This window comes from Halomonas nitroreducens, assembly GCF_003966155.1.
Lineage (GTDB): Bacteria > Pseudomonadota > Gammaproteobacteria > Pseudomonadales > Halomonadaceae > Halomonas > Halomonas nitroreducens.
In genome coordinates this window covers 351,754-369,237 of the sequence record NZ_RXNS01000001.1, presented here as the reverse complement: position 1 = coordinate 369,237, position 17,484 = coordinate 351,754, and the positions used below count along the sequence as shown (strand labels likewise).

Sequence of the window (17,484 nt, the reverse complement as noted above, 5' to 3'; positions counted from 1 at the left end):
CTCCGGGGGTCGAGTTGTCGTTGTCGTGGCGGGCGCCCGTCAGGCGTCCAGCATCTCGCGGATCGGCTGGGGGTCGTGGCCGGCGGCGTGGGCCGCTTCCAGCAGCGCCGGAATGTCGCAGCCGGGCTCGCGGGCCCGGGACTGGGCCCAGAGATGCACGGCCCGCCTCCCGGTGCGGCAGAACGCCAGGATCGGGGGCGGCAGCGCGTCCAGGGCACGGCCGAAGGCCTCGATGTCCGCCTCGCCATACTCCCCGGGCGCCACCGGAATGCAGCGCCAGGCCAGGCCCAGGGCCTCGGCACGCTGGCGCAGGGCGGCGTCGTCGGGATGGTCCTCGGCCTCGCCGGAACGGCGGTTGCAGATCACCGCCTGGAAGCCCCGCCGGGCGACCTCGTCGAGGTCGGCGACGCTGATCGCGTCGGCGATGGCCACGCCCGGCTCGAGTTGCTGAATCTTCATCGACGTCTCTCCTTCCGCATCAGAAGCGGTTGATCGGCACCTTGAGGTAGACCTGCCCGTTGTTCTCGGCGGGGGGCATCTCGCCGGCGCGCATGTTGACCTGCACCGAGGGCAGGATCAGCCGCGGCATGCCCAGGGTGGCATCGCGCTCGGTGCGCATCCTGACGAAATCGTCCTCGTCGACGCCCTCATGGACATGGATGTTGTGGGCACGCTGTTCGGCCACCGTGGTCTCGTGCTGGTACTCCTCGCGATCCGGGGCCTTGTAGTCGTGGCACAGGAAGAGCCGGGTCTCGCCGGGCAGCGCCAGCACCTTCTGGATGGAGCGGTATAGGGTGCGGGCATCGCCGCCGGGGAAGTCGCAGCGCGCCGTGCCGTAGTCGGGCATGAAGAGGGTGTCGCCGACGAAGGCGGCATCGCCGATCACATAGGTCAGGCAGGCCGGGGTGTGGCCCGGAGTGTGCAGCACCCGCCCCTCGAGGCCGCCGATGGCGAAGGCATCGCCCTCCTCGAAGAGGCGGTCGAACTGGCTGCCGTCCCGGGCGAATTCGGTACCGGCATTGAAGGCCTTGCCGAAGATCTCCTGGACCTCGACGATACGGGCGCCGATGCCGGTCTTGCCACCCAGCTTGTCGTGCAGGTAGGGCGCCGCCGAGAGATGGTCGGCATGCACATGGGTCTCGAGCACCCACTCGACGCTCAGGCCCTCCCCCTCGACATAGGCGATGATCTCGTCGGCGGAGCGCACGTCGGTGCGGCCGGCGGCATAGTCGAAATCGAGCACCGAATCGAGGATGGCGCAGGCGTTTGAGTCCGGATCGCGGACCACGTAGCTGAAGGTGTTGGTGGGCTCGTCGAAGAAGGCCTTGACGATGGGCTGCTGGGACATGGGGTGCCTCCGTTGGCCGCAAAGGATGGGGGGACGGCGATCTCGGCACGTCCCGGGTCTGCGGGTATGACCGCATCATAACCAAATAATTTAATCTAACGTTAGATTATTTTTTCATATAAGAGAGGCGGCAGGATAGCGGCACGCTATGGCCCGTTGGCCACCTGCAGGGTCAGGCCGGCGATGATCGGCCAGGCAATCGCGACGCCGCAGGCCCCCTGATGCGGCGGGCCAGGCGTTGGGGGCGTGGATGCCGTCGAATGCCGCCCAGAGGGGCGGCAAAAAGACCCGACGTCACGGACGTCAGAAGGTGAAGACGGGAATGCTCGGGTCTCGCATCATCTCCGCCATGGGCGGTGGCGTGGCGACGCCGACGCCCTGCCGCAAGTCTTCCTCGGCATAGTCGCTGTTGGGCAGGTAGAGGGCACAGACATCTACCTGGGCACCATCGTCGATCAGCGCCTGGAGCAACATCTCCGGCTTCATGGAGGCCATGGGACTGCCAGGGGCGGTCTTCAGGGCCTCGGGACTCTGATAGCTCGCCACGGCCAGATCCCCGGCCTGGTCACACAGCAGGACGGAGAGATCGCTGCCCTGTTGCTGCATGGTGCGAGACAGCACCATGGCCATCCCCTGGGTCTGCAGGGAATCGCTGCTCAGAATCACCAACGCCTTGTCGCTCATGTCGTGATCTCCTTCATGCTCCGCCGCCAGCACCGGGGACGCGACCATCACCGCGGCCGCCAGGATCAGGTTTCGCCACTGCATCGCATCGACTCCTTGGATTGGGGGTAGCCGTTCGGCCTCAATGATCGTCGCCAGGCGTCCAAGCCACCTCGGGGTTCACCTCGTAGCTCCAGGGCAGCCCCGAGTTGCGCCAGCCGCTCTTGGCGCGCACGCCCCTGGAGTCGCCCTCCTCGAGCTTGCCGCCCTCGAAGCCATCGGTCACGGAGTAGACCTCGCTGAACCCCAGCTCGGCGATCAGGTCCGCCGCCGGGGCACTGCGCGTCGAGCCGGAGCGGCACATCACGATGATCGGATCGTCCTTGGCCACTTCCAGCGCTTCGAGTTCGGCCTGGATCTCGGCTTCGAAATCGGGGTTCCTGACCATCGGCCAGGTCCGGGCCTCGGCATCGAAATGCTCGCGATCGCCCAGCACCCAGGGCACATGGATGTCGGTGGGTGTCGCGAAGCCGGTGAACTTGATCTCGATGGGATCCCGCACATCGACCAGCACCGCCCGATCGTTCTGCTGCATCAGCGCATGGGCCTCCGCCGCCGTGACATAGAGGCCCAGCTGCGTCTCGCGGTAGGCCGGCACCTCGGTTGCCTGGGCGGCGGGCGCCGCCATCGAGAACGACGCCGTGATCGCGCCGGCGATGACCAGCGTGAGTAGCGATTTTTTCATAACTAAATCCTCTAACATAATTCCCAAATATATTAAGCATAGCCCTTCCCCGACGACATGCCATGCGGCAAGTCGACGCGGGAGGGTCAGCCATCCGGGAAATTAGAGTTCGATGCGCTGGCGATAGGTGGGGATCTCGGCGTCGATGCCGCTCTCGGCCAGCGCCCCCTGGAGCGCCAGCTGGGCTCCGGGTTCGCCATGCACCAGGTAGAAGCGCGGTTGGCCATGGAAGGCGCCGGCCCAGCCGATCAGCTGGCGCTGCCCCGCATGGGCGGAGAAGCCGCCGAGGGTATGCACCCGGGCCTTGACGGCCAGGTCCTCGCCCAGTACCCGGACCCGCTCGGCGCCGTCGATGATCTCGCGCCCCAGGGTGCCCTCGGCCTGGAAGCCGACGATGACCAGTCGGGTGCTGGGTCGCTCGAGGTTGTAGCGGAAGTGGTGGACGATGCGCCCGCCGTTGCACATGCCGGCGCCGGCGATGATGATGGCGCCGCCATGGATGCGGTTGATGGCCATGGATTCCTCCACGGTGCGGGTCAGGCGCAGGATCGGCAGATACTGCCCGGGATCGCCATGGGCGGCGATATTGAGCACCTTGAGATCCTCGGGGTCGAGCGATTTGCGCTTGCGGGCATAGAGCTCGGTGACGCGGATCGCCATGGGGCTATCGAGGAACACCATCTGCTGGCGCAGCCGCCCCTGGTGATAGAGCACGCTGAGGTGGTAGAGGATCTCCTGGGTACGGCCCACGGCGAAGGCCGGGATCAGCACATTGCCGCCGTTGCGGTGGGCCTCCTCCAGGACCTGGGCGAACTCCTCCAGGGTCTCCTCCAGGGGCCGATGGTCGCGGTCACCGTAGGTGCTCTCCATCAGCACCAGGTCGGCGTCGTAGACCTTCTCGGGGTGCTTCATCAGCACCGAATCGGGATTGCCGAGATCCCCGGAGAACACCAGTCGGCGTTGCTGGCCGCCGGAGGGGATGCTCAGCTCGACGATGGCCGACCCCAGGATGTGCCCGGCATCGCGGAAGACCAGGGTCACCCCGCCGGGCAGCTGCACCGGCCGGCCGAGGCCGTGGGGTTCGCAGAGCGACAGCGTCAGGGCGACATCGTCCTCGTCGTAGAGCGGCTCGATGGCCGGCTTGCCGGCCCGCCCCCGCCAGCGGTTCTCCCACTCCACGTCCTTGGCCATCACGAAGGCGGCGTCGACCAGCATGATCTCGAGCAACTCGGCAGTGTCGGCGGTGCAATGGATCGGCCCGCGATAGCCCTCCCGCACCAGCTTGGGCAGCAGCCCGGCATGATCGAGATGCCCATGCGACAGCACCACCGCCTCGAGTTCGGTTGCCAGTCGCCCGAAGGGCACGGCATTGGCGCCCTCGGCATCGCGGCCGCCCTGGTGCATGCCGCACTCCAGCAGCAGCTTGTGCGCGCGCGGCTCGCCATCCACCTCCAGCAGGTAGCGCGAACCGGTTACCTCTCCCACCGCCCCCAGAAACGTCAGTGTCGACATGCCCCCTCCTTGCGATGTACCGGTTGCCGACTGTCAGCATAACGAAGCTCCGGGGGAGACGCCTCAACGGGTCTGGATCACCACCTCGACACGCCGGTTGCGCGCCCGCCCCTGGGCCGTGGCATTGCTCGCCAGGGGACGGGTGTCGGCCAGGCCCACGGCGCGCAGCCGGGACGGGGCGATGCCAGCCCGCACCAGGGCCTCGACGATGGCGATGGCCCGGGCGCTGGACAGCGCCCAGTTGGAGGGGAAGCGCGGGGTCCGGATCGGGCGGCTGTCGGTGTGCCCCTGCACGGCCACCTCGCCGCGATGGCGCGCCACCACCTCCCCCAGCCGCCCCGCCACCAGGGCCAGGCCCGCCTCGGTGAGTTCCGCCTGGGCGGTGGGAAACAGCAGGCGATCCTCCACCCGCAAGCGCACCCCTTCCGGCACCCGGGTCACCTCCACGCCCTGCAGGTCCGGCAGGTAGGGGGCGGAGGCCACGGCCTCGGCGACCTCGCGGGCGGCCAGGCTCAGGCCCTCACTGGTCGCCCTGGGCGCGGCCTCCACGCCGGTCGGCAGGTGGTCGGTGAGGATCACCATATAGTCGGCCAGCGGCGCCGCGAGATCGAGGCCCGAGGGCAGCGCCAGTTGCGGCAGCAGCGGGAGATGGGGCTCATCCGCCTGGAGCTCCAGTGGCAGGCGGGCCAACAGCGCCGGCGGCTCGGCGGCGGACGGCGCCGGCAGCCCGGCCACGCCCAGCGCGGCGCTGACCGCCGGGGGAGCCAGTACCGGCCCCGGCGATGGCGGGACCGACGCCGTCGCCTCCCGGGCCTGGGCCAGCGCCGCCGGCAGGGGCACGCCGAGTCTGGCTGGGGCGGCGGCAGCCGGCGTCGGCGGCGATGCATCGTGGTGCTCGGCGAGGGCGATCACCAGCACGAACAGCACCACCAGCAACGTCATGACGTCGATGTAGCTGACCATCCAGGCCTGGCCGCTCTCGTCCTCCCGGCTCTCCGGCAGCAGGGACTCGTGCCGCGGCCGTTCACGGTGTTCGAGCATCGCAAGACTCGGCTATGGCTGTGGGGAGCGCCCAGCCTAGCCCGTCGGCAGGACACGCAAAGCCTCGAACAGCGCCCCCTTCCCGGCGCTGAACGGACGACGCCCCGTCCCGGGCAGGCCGGGACGGGGCGTCGAGGCGGGCCTTGGCCGGGACATGCCCGGCCGGGACCTCAGCGGTAGACGGGGAAGCGGTCGCAGACGGCCTCGACCTTGCCCTTCACCTCGGCCTCGATGGCGGCGGTGTCGGCGCCCTCGGCCATGACGTCGAGGATGTCGCAGATCCAGCCGGCCAGCTCGTGGCACTCGGTCTCGCCGAAGCCACGGGTGGTGACCGCCGGGGTGCCGATGCGCAGGCCCGAGGTCACGAAGGGGCTCTGGGGGTCGCCGGGCACGGCATTCTTGTTGACGGTGATGTGGGCGCGACCCAGGGCGGCGTCGGCGTCCTTGCCGGTCAGGCCCTGCTTGACCAGGGACAGCAGGAAGAGGTGATCCTCGGTGCCGCCGGAGACGATGTCGAAGCCGCGCTCGATGAACACCCCGGCCATGGTCTGGGCGTTCTTGACCACTTGCTGCTGGTAGCTCTTGAACTCCGCTGCCATGGCTTCCTTGAAGCAGATCGCCTTGGCCGCGATGACATGCTCCAGGGGGCCGCCCTGGCTGCCCGGGAAGACCGCGGACTGCAGCCTCTTCTCGATGTCGGCATCGCCCTCGCTGGAGAGGATCAGGCCGCCGCGCGGACCGCGCAGGGTCTTGTGGGTGGTGGTGGTGACCACGTGGGCGTGGGGCATCGGGCTCGGATACACCCCGGCCGCCACCAGACCGGCGATATGCGCCATGTCGACCAGCAGGTAGGCGCCCACCTCGTCGGCGATCTCGCGGAACTTCGCCCAGTCGATGATCTGGGAGTAGGCGGAGAAGCCGGCGATGATCATCTTCGGCTGGTGCTCGCGGGCCAGCTTGGCGACCTCGTCGTAGTCGATGCGACCGTTCTCGTCGATGCCGTACTGCACGGCGTTGTAGTGCTTGCCGGAGAAGTTGGGACGGGCACCGTGGGTCAGGTGGCCGCCGGCGTCCAGGCTCATGCCCAGCACGGTGTCGCCCGGCTTGACCAGCGCCTGGAAGACGGCGCCGTTGGCCTGGGAGCCGGAATGGGGCTGGACGTTGGCGTAGGAGGCGCCGAACAGCTCCTTGGCGTAGTCGATGGCCAGCTGCTCGACGATGTCGACGTACTCGCAACCGCCATAGTAGCGCTTGCCGGGATAGCCTTCCGCGTACTTGTTGGTCAGCTGGCTGCCCTGGGCCTCCATCACCCGCGGGCTGGCATAGTTCTCGGAGGCGATCAGCTCGATGTGTGCTTCCTGACGCGCGCTTTCCTTCTGCATCGCATCGAACAGGGCGTCATCGAAACCGGCAATCTGCATATCACGGCTGAACATCTGCGGGGAACCTCGCGTCACGGGAGAATCGAAGGGCGCCATGATACCCCAGGCCATGGGGGCTTTCACATGAAAGCCCGTCATGGTGCGCCCCATCATTTCTCATGCGAGCTTCAGAAATACTGAAGGCTCAGCGCGTCTCCACCTGCATCGACAGCTTGCTCGGCAGCATCAGCGGGTCGTCGGCGAGCTTGTCCATGCCGGTCTCCGCCGGCAGGGAGAGATGGATCACCAGCTCGCTGGCCTTGCCCTCCATCATGTCCACCACGCCGTCGAGGATGGCCCCGAACTCGGCCCCGAGCATGGTCCCGAAGCCCTTGGCCTGGGTCCTTGCCTGGGCCAGGAAGTCGGCTTCGCTGACGCCCCGGCTGGCCGCCATCACCGCCGGCATGCGGCCGAACAGGCCGAGCTCGGTCAGGGTCGTCTCGATCTCGCCGCCGAGCAGGGTGACGCCCTCGAGGCTGTCCATCTCGGCCAGGTAGGCCGACGGCTCCACCCCCTCGGGCAGGCGCACCGGCAACTCGGTATCGATGGTCCAGCGGAAGGCGTCGCCGGCGGTGATCCGGCTCTCGCCGGTCAGCAGGCTCTTGGGCCCGACGGTCTGCCACTCGCCGTCGAAGGCGGCGTCGACCGTGAGCCGGCCGCTGCCGCCGGTGAGCACGTTGCTGGCCATGCGCAGCTGGGTCTGCTCGGCCTCCGGGGCCAGCTCGATCATTCGCGCCAGGTCGAGCTCGAGGGACTCGAGCCACATGCCGCCCCCACCGTCGGTCATGTCGCCGTCGACGCGCAGGCGCTCGAGGGTCGCCACCAGCCGCTCGGCCTCGATGCTCAGGTCGCTGAGCTCCAGTCGCTCGAGGGACCGCTCCTCCTCCCGGTCGAGCCCGCGCAGCCCCGCCAGGCTGACGGAGGCCAGCGAGAAGTGACCGTCACCGATGTCCTCCAGCTGTTCCCCGCTGCCGGTGATGCCGGTCATTTCCAGGCGGCCGACGGCCTGGCGGGAGAGCTCGGTGGCGTACAGGTGGTCGATGGCCAGCCGCCCGGTGGCCGTGCCGAGGAAGACCTCCTTGCCCCCCTCGACCCGGGTGCGCGGCGTCTCGCGACTCATCTCCAGGCCGTCGATGGTCAGCTCGGCGGCGGCGAGCTCGCCGTCCCGGGGCAGGTCGTGCAGGGCCAGCAGCGACCGGGAGGGCTCGCCGACCACCAGCCGCTCGGCGCTGATGACGCCCGGCTCGTCGTCCCGTGCCTCGAAGCGCAGGCCTTCCATCACCACCTCGTCGGGCCGGTCGTAGTCGCCTTCGACCGTATAGCGATCGAGCCGCAGCCGGTCGCCATTGTCACCGACGATGACCAGGTTCTCGGCGGTGGTGCTGCCACCCAGCAGGCTATCGGAGACCTCGCCGATGGACAGCTCGCCGGGGGTATCGGCGAACAAGGCGCGCAGGTCGGCCTCGAGCCGCTGGGCATCGGCCAGGGCCGGGCCGGACAGTCCTGTCAGCAGCGCGGCCAGCGCCGCGCCCCGGGTCAGCGTGGTGGACATGGTTCTCACCTCCTCTGTGATCGATGATGCGGTACGCCCTCGGGGCGCCCCTCACTCGGGGGCCGCAAGGCGGCGTTCGAGCAGGGCATTGACGTGGTCGAGCACGGCGAGGCGGGCGCGGCGCTTGTCGTTGGCGTCGATCAGTGCCCAGCCGCCGTCGACGTCATGAGTATGGACGAACATCTCGTCGATGGCGCGGCAGTAGTCATCCCAGCGGGCGCGGTTGCGCCAGTCCTCCTCGGTCAGCTTGTGGCGCTTGTGGGGCGTCTCGGCCCGGGCATGAAAGCGGCGCAGCTGCTCGTCCTTGTCGATGGCCAGGAACAGCTTGCCGACCACGGCGCCGTGGGCCAGCAACTGGCCCTCGAAGCGGCGGATCTCGTCGAAGGCGCGCTGCCACTGGGCCGGGGTGGCGAGCCCCTCGACCCGCTCCACCAGCACCCGGCCATACCAGCTGCGATCGAAGATGGCGAAGCGTCCGTCCAGGGGCAGTCGCCGCCAGAAGCGCCAGGCCCAGGGATGGGCGCGCTCCTCGTCGCTGGGGGCGGCGATGCGATGGACCCGGTAGCCGCGCGCGTCCAGGGCCGAGGTCAGGCGGTGGATGCTGCCGCCCTTGCCGGCGGCGTCATGCCCCTCGAAGACCAGCACCACGGGAATGCCCCGGCGATGGATGGCCCGTGCATTGCCGGCCAGTCGCGCCTGGGCCTCGGCCAGGGCGCGACGATAGGCCGCCTTGGCGAGTTTCGGGCGCGCCCCACCGGACAGCTGCGCGAGCCGGGGCACCGCTTCCCCGCTGGGCGGCGCCCCGGGCCCATTGACCCGCTCGACCCGGGGCAGCGGACCGGCCATGGCCTCGACCAGGCGGTGGATCAGCGTGGTCACCGGCTTGTGCTCAGGCCCCCCCTGCAGCCGGTGCCAGGGCGCGTGGCCGGCTTCGGTGGCCTCGCGCAGCTGCTTGCCGAGCCCCGCCAGGGTATGATGCTGGAGGTGGCGTTGCCAGTCGCTGTCCTTGACCTGCCAGGCCCGCTCGGGATCCTGGAGCAGCGCCTTGAGATGACGGGCCTGCACGTGCCGATCGATGTCCAGCCACAGCTTGACCAGGGCCACGCCCTCGGCGGCGAGTTCGGCCTCGAAGGCGCGGATCTGCTCGAGACGGTCGCGAAAGGCGCCCGCCCCGAGGCGCTGATCGGCACGACCGAAGAGGGCATCGCCATACCAGCCATGGACGAAGACCCCGACCCGGCCCCGGGCCGGCAGGCGACGCCAGTAACGCCACCAGTAGGGTCGCGCGCGTTCCTCGCTGCTCGGCGCCAGGGCGTGCACCTCGGTGAGGCGGTTCTCCAGCCGGTGGTTGAGTTCGTTGATCAGGGCCGTCTTGCCGGTCGCCGCCTGGCCGGTGATCACCACCACCACCGAGCGGGCGGCCTGGCGCGCCATCTCCAGCTGGGCGGCCAGCAGCCGGTAGCGCAGCGCTTCCTTCATCCCTTCCTCCCTGAACCGTTGATCCCTGGCGGCGTCAGGTCTCGCCCAGCAGGCCGAGGCTCGCCGCCGGCGCCTGGCGGCGCAGTCCCCGGGACAGCAGATGGCCGATCACCCCGACCGTGAGGGCGCCCCCCAGGGGCAGCCAGGCCCAGAGCCCCCAGTGTACCCGCGGGGGAAGATCCAGCCAGCTCCAGTAGAGGCCGGCCACGGCGAGTTCTGCCAGCAGCGCGGCGAGCAGGCCACTGGCCAGGCCCAGCAGGGCGAACTCGGCCCCCTGCACCCGGGACAGCAGGCGGTTGCTGGCGCCGAACACCCGCAGCAGGCCGGCCTCGTGGGCGCGCACCGGGAGGCTGGCGGTCAACGCCGCATAGAGCACGCTGATCCCCGCCAGGAGCACGAAGCCGAGCACCAGCTCCACGGCCCGGGTCACCTGGGTCAGGACCTCGCGGACCCGGGCGAGGATCGCCTCCACGTCGAGCAGGGTCACCGCCGGGAAGTCACGCACCAGGCGGCGCAGGGTCTGCCGGTCGCTGCCGTCGAGGTGGAAGGCGGTGATGTAGCTGTGGCCGAAACGCTCCAGCACGCCCGGGGGAAAGATCACGTAGAAGTTCGGCCGGAAGCTGTCCCAGTCCAGGTCGCGCAGGCTCGTCACCTCGCCGACGATGCTGTCGCTGCCGATGCTGAAGGTCAGGGTGTCGCCGAGCGCCAGTCCCAGCCGCTCGGCGAGCCCGTCCTCCAGCGAGATCGGCACCAGCGGCGTGCGACCGTCGGCCTCGACGGCCGAGAACCAGCCTCGCTGGGCTGCGGGCGGGCGCGCCGCAAACCACTCGCCGGCCACCAGCCGGTTGCCCTCCGGCAGGGTCTCGCGCCAGGTCAGGTTGAGTTCGCGGCGCAGGGCGTTGTCGCCCCGGGCTTCCTCGGGCACGGCCTCCCGGGGCGGGCGGCCGTCGATGGCGGTGATGCGCCCGCGCACCATGGGATAGAGGGCGCTACGCGCCTCGCTGGCCCCTGCCAGGGCCGCCTCGAAGGCCGCCCGCTCGCCGGGCTGGATGTTGATGGCGAAGTGATTGGGAGTGTCCTCGGGCAGCTGGGCCTGCCAGGCGTTGAGCAGGTCGCCGCGCACCAGGGCGATCATGGCCATGGCGAAGAAGGCCACGGCAAAGGCCAGCAACTGGCTCAGGCTGGTGCTGCGCCGCCGGGCCAGCTGTCGACCGCCCAGGCGCAGGGCCTGCCAGGCACCCTCGCCGCCGCGCTGGGGCAGCCGGGCGCAGAGGCGCAGCAGCAGCGCCAGCAAGGCGCCTCCCAGGCCCCACAGCGCCGCCAGGGCCAGGCCCCCGCCCACCAGCAGGGCCAGGGACAGCCCCGGGTCGCCGGAATACAGCCACAGCAGGGCCCCGAAGACCGCCGCGGCCACGCCCACCACCAGCCAGGCCGAGGGCGGCAAGGGATCCAGCTCCCGACGCAGCACCTTCAGCGCACTGACCCGCCGCAGCCGGAGCAGGGTCGGTCCGGCGAAGCCGCCGAGCACGGCCAGTGCCGTGAGCACGCCGAGCCACAGCGGGATCAGCCCCGGAGGCGGCAGCTCGACCGGCATCACCGTGGTGAGCAGGGCCAGCAGGGCCGCCTGGCCGGCCAGGCCCAGCAGCGCCCCGAGCACCGAGGCCGCCAGCGCCAGCCACAGCAGCTGCAGGGCGAACAGCCTTACCAGGGTCTGCTGGCCGGCCCCGAAGCAGCGCAGCAGGGCCGCAGTGTCCAGGTGGCGCTCGACGTAGCGGCGGGTGGCCATGGCCACGGCCACCCCGGCCAGCAGCACCGCCGCCAGGCCGGCCAGACTCAGGTAGCGGTCGGCGCGCGCCAGGGCACTACCCAGCCGGGGGCGGTCGCGGCGCACGTCGTGCACCTCGACGCCCTCGCGGCGCAGCCGCTCGAGCAGCGGTTCGAGCCCCGCCACGGCCTCGGCAGGGCCGGCGGCCAGGATCTCGTACTCGATGCGCGACCCCGGCTGGACCAGGCCGGTGGCCGGCAGATCATCGACGTGCATCATCAGCCGCGGGTTGAAGCTGCCGAAGCCCGCCGAGGGGTCGGCCTCGCGCTCGATGATGCCGTCCACCGCGAAGCTGGCCCGGCCGACCCGCAGGCGGTCGCCGGGGGCGAGGTCGAGGAGCAGCGCCAGCCGCGGGGCGACCCAGACCCGCCCGCGACCCGGCCCGCTGGCCACGGCCTCGACGCCCTCGCCGCGGTCCACCCGGGATACGCCATAGTGGGGATAGACGTCGTCCACCGCCTTGAGGCTCGCCGGCTGGAAGGCCTCGCCGCGGCTGACCATGGACACCATGTCGACCTGGTCGGAGAGCACGAGCCCGGCTTCTTCCAGGGTCGCGCGCAGCGTGGCGTCGAAGGGCCGGGACTGCTCGAGCACCAGATCGCCGCCGAGCAGCTGGCCGGCCTGGCGGGTCAGCCCGCGCTCCAGGCGATCGAGGAAGAAGCCGATCATGGTCGCCGCCGCCACCGCCAGCACCAGTGCCAGGAACAGCGCCCGCACGTCGCCGGCCCGCAGGTCGCGCCTCAGGCCCCGCCAGGCGAGGCCCATGGCGCCGGGGATCCGGCCGCTCATGCGCCGACCTCGGCCGGATCGCTCTCGGTGAGGCGCCCCGCCACCAGGTGCAGGCAGCGATCGCAGCGCCGTGCCAGGGCCTGGTCATGGGTGACCAGCACCAGGGTGGTGCCGGCCTCGCGATTGAGGGCGAAGAGGGTATCGATGATCCGCTCGCCGGTGGCCGGGTCGAGGTTGCCGGTGGGCTCGTCGGCGAACACCAGCTCGGCGCCGGTGACGAAGGCACGGGCCAGCGCCACCCGCTGCTGTTCGCCACCGGAGAGCTGCTTGGGCAGGTGATCGAGGCGCTCGCCGAGCCCCACCCGTTCGAGCCACTCGCGGGCCCGGGCCGGCGCCTCGCCGTCCCCGGTCAGCTCCAGGGGCAGCAGCACGTTCTCCAGCGCGGTGAGGGTCGGCAACAGCTGGAAGTTCTGGAACACGAAGCCGACGCGGCCGGCGCGCAGCCGGGCCCGGCCGTCCTCGTCCAGCGCGGCCAGGGAGGCGCCGAACAAGCGCAGCTCGCCGCCGCTGGGGGCGTCGAGGCCGGCCAGCAGGCCGAGCAGGGTCGACTTGCCCGCCCCGCTCTGGCCGAGGATCGCCACGCTCTCGCCGGGGAACACGGAGAGGTCGAGATCACTCAGAATGGTCAACGAGCGCTCGCCACTTTCGACCCGCTTGGAGAGATGGGCGGCGTGCAGGATGGGCGAGGCATCCGCCGAAAAGGAGTTGGACATGACGAAGCGCTTCCCTGTTGGTCGACATCGCACCGCAATGGGCCTGCTGTGGCTGCTCCTGGTCGTGCTGGGCGCCCCCGTCCAGGCCGCGGAGCGCCCGGTGCTGCTGGTGATGGGCGACAGCCTCAGCGCCGCCTACGGCATCGAGCGCCAGGCCGGCTGGGTCCAGCTGCTGGCCGCACGGCTGGAAGGCGAGGCCCGGGTGGTCAATGCCAGCATCAGCGGGGAGACGACCCGCGGCGGGGCGACGCGCCTTCCCGCGCTGCTCCGACAGCATGCTCCGGAGATCGTTCTGCTCGAGCTCGGCGGCAACGACGGCCTGCGCGGCCTGCCGCCGGCGCAGATGCGCGCCAACCTGGCGGCCATGATCGAGGCCAGCCGGGCCGCCGGAGCCGAGGTGCTGCTGCTCGGCATCGACATCCCGCCCAATTACGGCCCGGCCTACCGGGAGGCCTTCACTGGTGTCTACCGCGGGCTGGCCGACCGCTATGGCGTCCCGCTGGTGCCCTTCCTGCTCCAGGGGGTCGCCCTGGAGCAGGAGCTGATGCAGGCCGACGGCATCCACCCCACCGCCGAGGCCCAGCCGGTGATGCTCGACAACGTCTGGCCGGCCCTCGCCCCGCTGCTGCGCCAGCGGGGCATCGAGCTGGCGGCGCGTCAGGACTGAGCGTCCACCGGCGTGGCCGGGGCCTTCTGCCACTGCTGCAGGCCCAGGCCACCGAGGATCAGCACCAGCCCGACCAGGGTCGAGGGCAGGATCGGCTCGCCGACGATGACGTGCAGCAGTACCAGCGATACCGGCGGGGAGAGGAAGATCAGGTTCGAGACCTTGGCCGTGCGCGACACCGTATGCACCGCCAGCTGCCAGAGCACGAAGGCGATACCCATCTCGAACAGGCCCACGTAGATCCCGGCGGCCAGCGCCGTGCCACCGACCCACTGGATGCCCGGCCCCAGCACCACCAGGGCGGTGAGCACCGGCACCCCGACGCTGAAGTTCTGCCACTGGGCCACCAGCGGGGCACGGTGATCCCGGGCATTGAGCAGCCAGTAGAGCGCCCACAGCAGGGTCGAGACCAGCGCCAGGCCAACCCCCAGCGGGTCGGCGAAGGCCACGTCGAGGACCCGGCCACGGGTGGCGATGACCCAGACCCCCGAGTAGGCGATCAGGCCCGCCAGGATGTCCATGCGGGTCAGCCGCTGGCCGAGGATCGGCACGGCCAGCAGGGCCATGGCCAGGGCCCAGGTGTAGTTGAGCGCCATGGCCTCCTGGCCGGGCAGGCGATCATAGGCGGCGAACAGCACCAGGTAGTAGGCCACCGGGTTCATCAGGCCGGCCCAGGCGGCGGTGCGCCAGCCCCGGCCCAGGGCCTCACCGAGCAGCCCGCGGCGCACCACCAGGGCGCCGATCAGCGCCCAGGAGACCAGCGAGGCGATCCACATCAGCTCGAGTGGCGTCATGTGCTGCAGCGCCACCTTGAAGGCGGTGGCCACCGTGGACCACAGGCCCACGGCCCCCAGCCCGTAGAGCATCGCGCGACGATCCTGTGTCATGTTGACTCCCTGTCGTTCGTTGTGGGCCGCGAATGCCGGGCCTGGACCGTGCTCGCCCCTCGACCCTCGACCCTCGACCCTCGACCCTCGACCCTCGACCCTCGACCCTCGACCCTCGACCCTCGACCCTCGACCCTCGACCCTCGACCCCAGATTATCGATCGATATGGCCCAGGTCGCGGGCGGGATCGAGGCGGTCGCGGACCCTCTGCTTGAGCGCCTTGATATCCGGGAAACCGCCATCGCGCTTGCGCTCCCAGAGGCTCGCGTCATCGCAGAAGATCTCGAACTCGCCGCCATGAGACGGCACCAGGGTCACCTCGTCCAGGTCCTCGCCGAAGGTGGAGAGCAACTCCTGGGCGTACCAGGCGCTGCGCAGCAGCCACTGGCACTGGGTGCAATAGTGAATCCGGATGCGTGACATGGGGCCTCGACTGCCGCAAGAATGATCGGGCCATGATACAGCCAGGGAGGTTCGATGGCCCAGCCCGAGATCAGCCAGTCCCGTCTCTACGAGTGGCTCACCGGCGACGAGGACAGCCGGATGTGCCGGGACATTCCCGAGGAGGCCTGCCGGGAGCAGCCGCGCAACTTCCTGCTGCATCTCTGGGCCTCGCTGGGCAACAAGCTTGCCGACGAGCTGGCCAGTGCCCGGCTGGTGCTGCCCTGGCTGCTCGGAGTGATCGGCGCGCCGCTGTGGATGGTCGGCCTGCTGGTACCCATCCGCGAGGCCGGGGCCCTGCTGCCCCAGCTGTTCGTCGCCGGCCTGGTCCGCGGCCGTCCGATTCGCAAGTGGGTCTGGGTCGCCGGCGGCCTGCTCCAGGCACTGGCCGCCGCGGCCCTGGCGCTGCTGGCCCTGGTCGGGAGCGGCAGCCTCGGCGGCGCCCTGGTGCTCGGCGTGCTGGTGGCGCTGTCCCTGGCCCGCGGCCTGTCGTCCATCGCCACCAAGGACGTGATGGGCAAGACCATCGCCAAGCAGCGCCGCGGTACGCTGATGGGCTGGAGCGGCAGCGTGGCCGGCGCCGCAACGCTCGCCGCCGGCGGCGTGCTGATGCTGTTCGAGGACCGTCCCGGGGAGCTGGCCCTGGCCAGCCTGCTGGCGATCGCCGCCCTGGGCTGGGCCACCAACGCCCTGTGTGCGGCGCGCATCCGGGAGACCCCCGGCGCCGTCGAGGGCGGCGAGAACGCCTGGTCGGCGATCCGCACCGGCCTGCGGCTGCTGCGCGAGGACCGTACCTTCCTGCACTTCAACCTGTCCCGGGCGCTGTTGCTCGCCAGCGCCCTGGCCCTGCCCTATGTCGCCCTGCTCGGCCAGCAGCAGAGCGGCGCGGAACTCGGCGGACTGGGCGTGCTGATCGTCGTCTCGGGGCTGGCCGGCATGCTGGCCAGCCCCGTCTGGGGCAAGCGCGCCGATGCCTCGAGCCGCCGGGTGATGCGCGACGGCGGTCTGGGGACCGCGGCCGGCTGCCTGCTCGGGGCGCTCTTCGCCTGGTGGCCGGCGACCTGGACCCAGACCGTCTGGCCCTATGCGCTGGTCTATGCCCTGCTGGTGATCGTGCATTCCGGCGTCCGCCTGGGGCGCAAGACCTATCTCGTCGACATGGCCGGGGCCGAGGACCGGGCGCTCTATGTGGCGCTGTCGAACACCCTGACCGGGGTGCTGATGCTCGCCGTGGGGGGCCTGGTCGGGGCCCTGGCCCAGTGGCTCGGTCCCGCGGCCCTGCTGGCGGTACTGGCGGCCACCGGCCTGGCCGCCGCCGCCAGCGCCGGACGGCTACCCGAGGTGGAGTAGCGCCGCGCCGGCGTTGAAATCCCGCGCCCGGCTGGCCATGATATTTCGCAACAGGGTGTCGGCGACAGCGACCGGCACCATGACAGGCACCGCGACAGGAACGCCCTGATGAAACGATCCCCCTTGATCAGCCCGGAACTGCTCGAACGCATCGTCGATGCCTCGGCGGACGGCATCGTGGTCGCCGAGCAGGAAGGCGACGAGAATATCCTCATCTACGTCAACCAGGGCTTCGAGCGCCTGACCGGCTACAGCGCCGACGAGATCCTCTATCGCGACTGTCGCTTCCTGCAGAACGAGGACCGCGACCAGGCGGCGCTGGACGTGATCCGCAAGGCGCTCAAGGAGGGCCGTCCCTGCCGCGAGGTACTGCGCAACTACCGCAAGGACGGCACCCTGTTCTACAACGAGCTCTCGATCACCCCCCTCTACGACGAGAATGACAACCTGACCTATTACATCGGCGTCCAGAAGGACGTCACCGAGCGCGTCGAGGCCCAGCAGGAGCTCGAGCGCCTGAAGGCCGAGCACGGCCTGTCCTGAGCCGCCTCCCCCGCGCGGCAAAAATTGTCCGCCTGGGGGTTGCGCTTTCGCGTTTCCCGTCTTATACAGCCGTCAGGCGCCCACCACCGGCGCCGGATGAGGCCTCGCGATACGCGGGGCAACGCTTGGATGCGTCGCTCGCCGCGAGCGGCACCTGGCCATGGGAGGACTTCGCATGCGCCCCGATTCCCTTCACGACGACTTCTACGACGAGGACGACCACGACGCCGCCGTCAATGACGACGACTATCGCCGTGCCCGGCCGGCCAGCCGCGCCGAACAGCTGCGCGCCCGACGGCGCCTGGAGGGCCTGCTGGAGGAACGTCGCCTGAGACGTGCCATCGAGGACGACTGGGCCCTGGACGAGGAAGAGGAATAAGGTTCGAGGTTCGAGGTTCGAGGTTCGAGGTTCGAGGTTCGAGGTTCGAGGTTCGAGGTTCGAGGTTCGAGGTTCCGGCAATCTCCGTTGTATCGGGCTGGCTTCCACCCCCTCGTCCCCTTGCCCCT

Annotated in this window: 17 protein-coding genes; 4 read left to right on the top strand and 13 right to left on the bottom strand. The window is 70.3% G+C overall.

Features of this window, described 5'->3' with window-relative positions; genetic code table 11:
• Positions 1-39 precede the first annotated feature (39 nt).
• The 11 genes from EKG36_RS01595 to EKG36_RS01545 form a co-directional block, all read right to left on the bottom strand.
• Positions 40-459 (bottom strand): protein tyrosine phosphatase family protein, encoded by a 420-nt coding sequence (locus EKG36_RS01595; protein ID WP_126480306.1) that lies wholly within the window; start codon positions 457-459, stop codon positions 40-42.
• A 19-nt stretch (positions 460-478) separates the two neighbouring features.
• Positions 479-1,348, bottom strand: coding sequence for an MBL fold metallo-hydrolase (locus EKG36_RS01590; RefSeq protein ID WP_126480304.1), 870 nt, complete (start codon positions 1,346-1,348; stop codon positions 479-481).
• A 303-nt stretch (positions 1,349-1,651) separates the two neighbouring features.
• Positions 1,652-2,116, bottom strand: a complete 465-nt coding sequence (locus EKG36_RS01585) for a DsrE family protein (protein WP_126480302.1) — start codon at positions 2,114-2,116, stop codon at positions 1,652-1,654.
• 37 nt (positions 2,117-2,153) lie between these two features.
• Entirely contained in the window at positions 2,154-2,756 is a 603-nt protein-coding gene (locus EKG36_RS01580) for a rhodanese-like domain-containing protein (RefSeq protein ID WP_126480300.1), read from the bottom strand.
• 102 nt (positions 2,757-2,858) lie between these two features.
• Positions 2,859-4,268: an MBL fold metallo-hydrolase RNA specificity domain-containing protein gene (locus EKG36_RS01575; protein WP_126480298.1), complete on the bottom strand. Its 1,410-nt coding sequence runs from the start codon at positions 4,266-4,268 to the stop codon at positions 2,859-2,861.
• A gap of 63 nt (positions 4,269-4,331) precedes the next feature.
• Positions 4,332-5,309 carry an OmpA/MotB family protein gene (locus EKG36_RS01570; protein WP_126480296.1) on the bottom strand — a complete coding sequence of 326 codons (978 nt, stop codon included), beginning with the start codon at positions 5,307-5,309 and terminating at the stop codon, positions 4,332-4,334.
• A gap of 170 nt (positions 5,310-5,479) precedes the next feature.
• Positions 5,480-6,745: a serine hydroxymethyltransferase gene (gene glyA, locus EKG36_RS01565; protein ID WP_126480472.1), complete on the bottom strand. Its 1,266-nt coding sequence runs from the start codon at positions 6,743-6,745 to the stop codon at positions 5,480-5,482.
• 130 nt (positions 6,746-6,875) lie between these two features.
• Positions 6,876-8,282 (bottom strand): hypothetical protein, encoded by a 1,407-nt coding sequence (locus EKG36_RS01560; RefSeq protein ID WP_126480294.1) that lies wholly within the window; start codon positions 8,280-8,282, stop codon positions 6,876-6,878.
• Between the two features lie 51 nt (positions 8,283-8,333).
• Positions 8,334-9,761, bottom strand: a complete 1,428-nt coding sequence (locus EKG36_RS01555; RefSeq protein ID WP_126480292.1) for a polyphosphate:AMP phosphotransferase — start codon at positions 9,759-9,761, stop codon at positions 8,334-8,336.
• 34 nt (positions 9,762-9,795) lie between these two features.
• Positions 9,796-12,375, bottom strand: a complete 2,580-nt coding sequence (locus EKG36_RS01550) for an ABC transporter permease (protein WP_246007400.1) — start codon at positions 12,373-12,375, stop codon at positions 9,796-9,798.
• Positions 12,372-13,088, bottom strand: a complete 717-nt coding sequence (locus EKG36_RS01545; protein WP_126480290.1) for an ABC transporter ATP-binding protein — start codon at positions 13,086-13,088, stop codon at positions 12,372-12,374. Before EKG36_RS01545 ends, EKG36_RS01550 begins: the two co-directional genes overlap by 4 nt.
• Here EKG36_RS01545 and EKG36_RS01540 point away from each other — a divergent pair.
• Positions 13,087-13,755 carry an arylesterase gene (locus EKG36_RS01540; protein ID WP_126480288.1) on the top strand — a complete coding sequence of 223 codons (669 nt, stop codon included), beginning with the start codon at positions 13,087-13,089 and terminating at the stop codon, positions 13,753-13,755. The genes EKG36_RS01545 and EKG36_RS01540 overlap by 2 nt on opposite strands.
• Here the strand turns inward: EKG36_RS01540 and EKG36_RS01535 are convergent.
• On the bottom strand, positions 13,746-14,642 hold the full coding sequence (locus tag EKG36_RS01535; protein ID WP_126480286.1) for a DMT family transporter: 897 nt from the start codon (positions 14,640-14,642) through the stop codon (positions 13,746-13,748). The two genes, EKG36_RS01540 and EKG36_RS01535, sit on opposite strands and share 10 nt — an antisense overlap.
• A 154-nt stretch (positions 14,643-14,796) precedes the next feature.
• Positions 14,797-15,066: an Rdx family protein gene (locus EKG36_RS01530; RefSeq protein ID WP_126480284.1), complete on the bottom strand. Its 270-nt coding sequence runs from the start codon at positions 15,064-15,066 to the stop codon at positions 14,797-14,799.
• Between the two features lie 54 nt (positions 15,067-15,120).
• On the opposite strand from EKG36_RS01530, the gene EKG36_RS01525 reads away from it, so the two are divergent.
• The 3 genes from EKG36_RS01525 to EKG36_RS01515 all read left to right on the top strand — a co-directional run bounded on the left by EKG36_RS01525 (position 15,121) and on the right by EKG36_RS01515 (position 17,356).
• Positions 15,121-16,434 carry an MFS transporter gene (locus tag EKG36_RS01525; protein WP_126480282.1) on the top strand — a complete coding sequence of 438 codons (1,314 nt, stop codon included), beginning with the start codon at positions 15,121-15,123 and terminating at the stop codon, positions 16,432-16,434.
• Between the two features lie 108 nt (positions 16,435-16,542).
• A complete protein-coding gene (locus EKG36_RS01520; protein ID WP_126480280.1) occupies positions 16,543-16,977 on the top strand; it encodes a PAS domain S-box protein in 435 nt (144 codons plus the stop codon).
• 175 nt (positions 16,978-17,152) lie between these two features.
• Complete coding sequence (locus tag EKG36_RS01515; RefSeq protein ID WP_126480278.1) at positions 17,153-17,356, top strand: PA3496 family putative envelope integrity protein; 204 nt, start codon at positions 17,153-17,155, stop codon at positions 17,354-17,356.
• Positions 17,357-17,484 lie beyond the last annotated feature (128 nt).

Coding starts and splice junctions, on each gene's coding strand:
- EKG36_RS01590 (WP_126480304.1), bottom strand. CDS start 1,348: ATGTCCCAGCAGCCCATCGTCAAGGCCTTCTTCGACGAGCCCACCAAC.
- glyA (WP_126480472.1), bottom strand. CDS start 6,745: ATGTTCAGCCGTGATATGCAGATTGCCGGTTTCGATGACGCCCTGTTC.
- EKG36_RS01530 (WP_126480284.1), bottom strand. CDS start 15,066: ATGTCACGCATCCGGATTCACTATTGCACCCAGTGCCAGTGGCTGCTG.
- EKG36_RS01525 (WP_126480282.1), top strand. CDS start 15,121: ATGGCCCAGCCCGAGATCAGCCAGTCCCGTCTCTACGAGTGGCTCACC.
- EKG36_RS01560 (WP_126480294.1), bottom strand. CDS start 8,282: ATGTCCACCACGCTGACCCGGGGCGCGGCGCTGGCCGCGCTGCTGACA.
- EKG36_RS01515 (WP_126480278.1), top strand. CDS start 17,153: ATGCGCCCCGATTCCCTTCACGACGACTTCTACGACGAGGACGACCAC.
- EKG36_RS01575 (WP_126480298.1), bottom strand. CDS start 4,268: ATGTCGACACTGACGTTTCTGGGGGCGGTGGGAGAGGTAACCGGTTCG.
- EKG36_RS01585 (WP_126480302.1), bottom strand. CDS start 2,116: ATGCAGTGGCGAAACCTGATCCTGGCGGCCGCGGTGATGGTCGCGTCC.
- EKG36_RS01570 (WP_126480296.1), bottom strand. CDS start 5,309: ATGCTCGAACACCGTGAACGGCCGCGGCACGAGTCCCTGCTGCCGGAG.
- EKG36_RS01580 (WP_126480300.1), bottom strand. CDS start 2,756: ATGAAAAAATCGCTACTCACGCTGGTCATCGCCGGCGCGATCACGGCG.
- EKG36_RS01545 (WP_126480290.1), bottom strand. CDS start 13,088: ATGTCCAACTCCTTTTCGGCGGATGCCTCGCCCATCCTGCACGCCGCC.
- EKG36_RS01550 (WP_246007400.1), bottom strand. CDS start 12,375: ATGAGCGGCCGGATCCCCGGCGCCATGGGCCTCGCCTGGCGGGGCCTG.
- EKG36_RS01595 (WP_126480306.1), bottom strand. CDS start 459: ATGAAGATTCAGCAACTCGAGCCGGGCGTGGCCATCGCCGACGCGATC.
- EKG36_RS01520 (WP_126480280.1), top strand. CDS start 16,543: ATGAAACGATCCCCCTTGATCAGCCCGGAACTGCTCGAACGCATCGTC.
- EKG36_RS01535 (WP_126480286.1), bottom strand. CDS start 14,642: ATGACACAGGATCGTCGCGCGATGCTCTACGGGCTGGGGGCCGTGGGC.
- EKG36_RS01540 (WP_126480288.1), top strand. CDS start 13,087: ATGACGAAGCGCTTCCCTGTTGGTCGACATCGCACCGCAATGGGCCTG.
- EKG36_RS01555 (WP_126480292.1), bottom strand. CDS start 9,761: ATGAAGGAAGCGCTGCGCTACCGGCTGCTGGCCGCCCAGCTGGAGATG.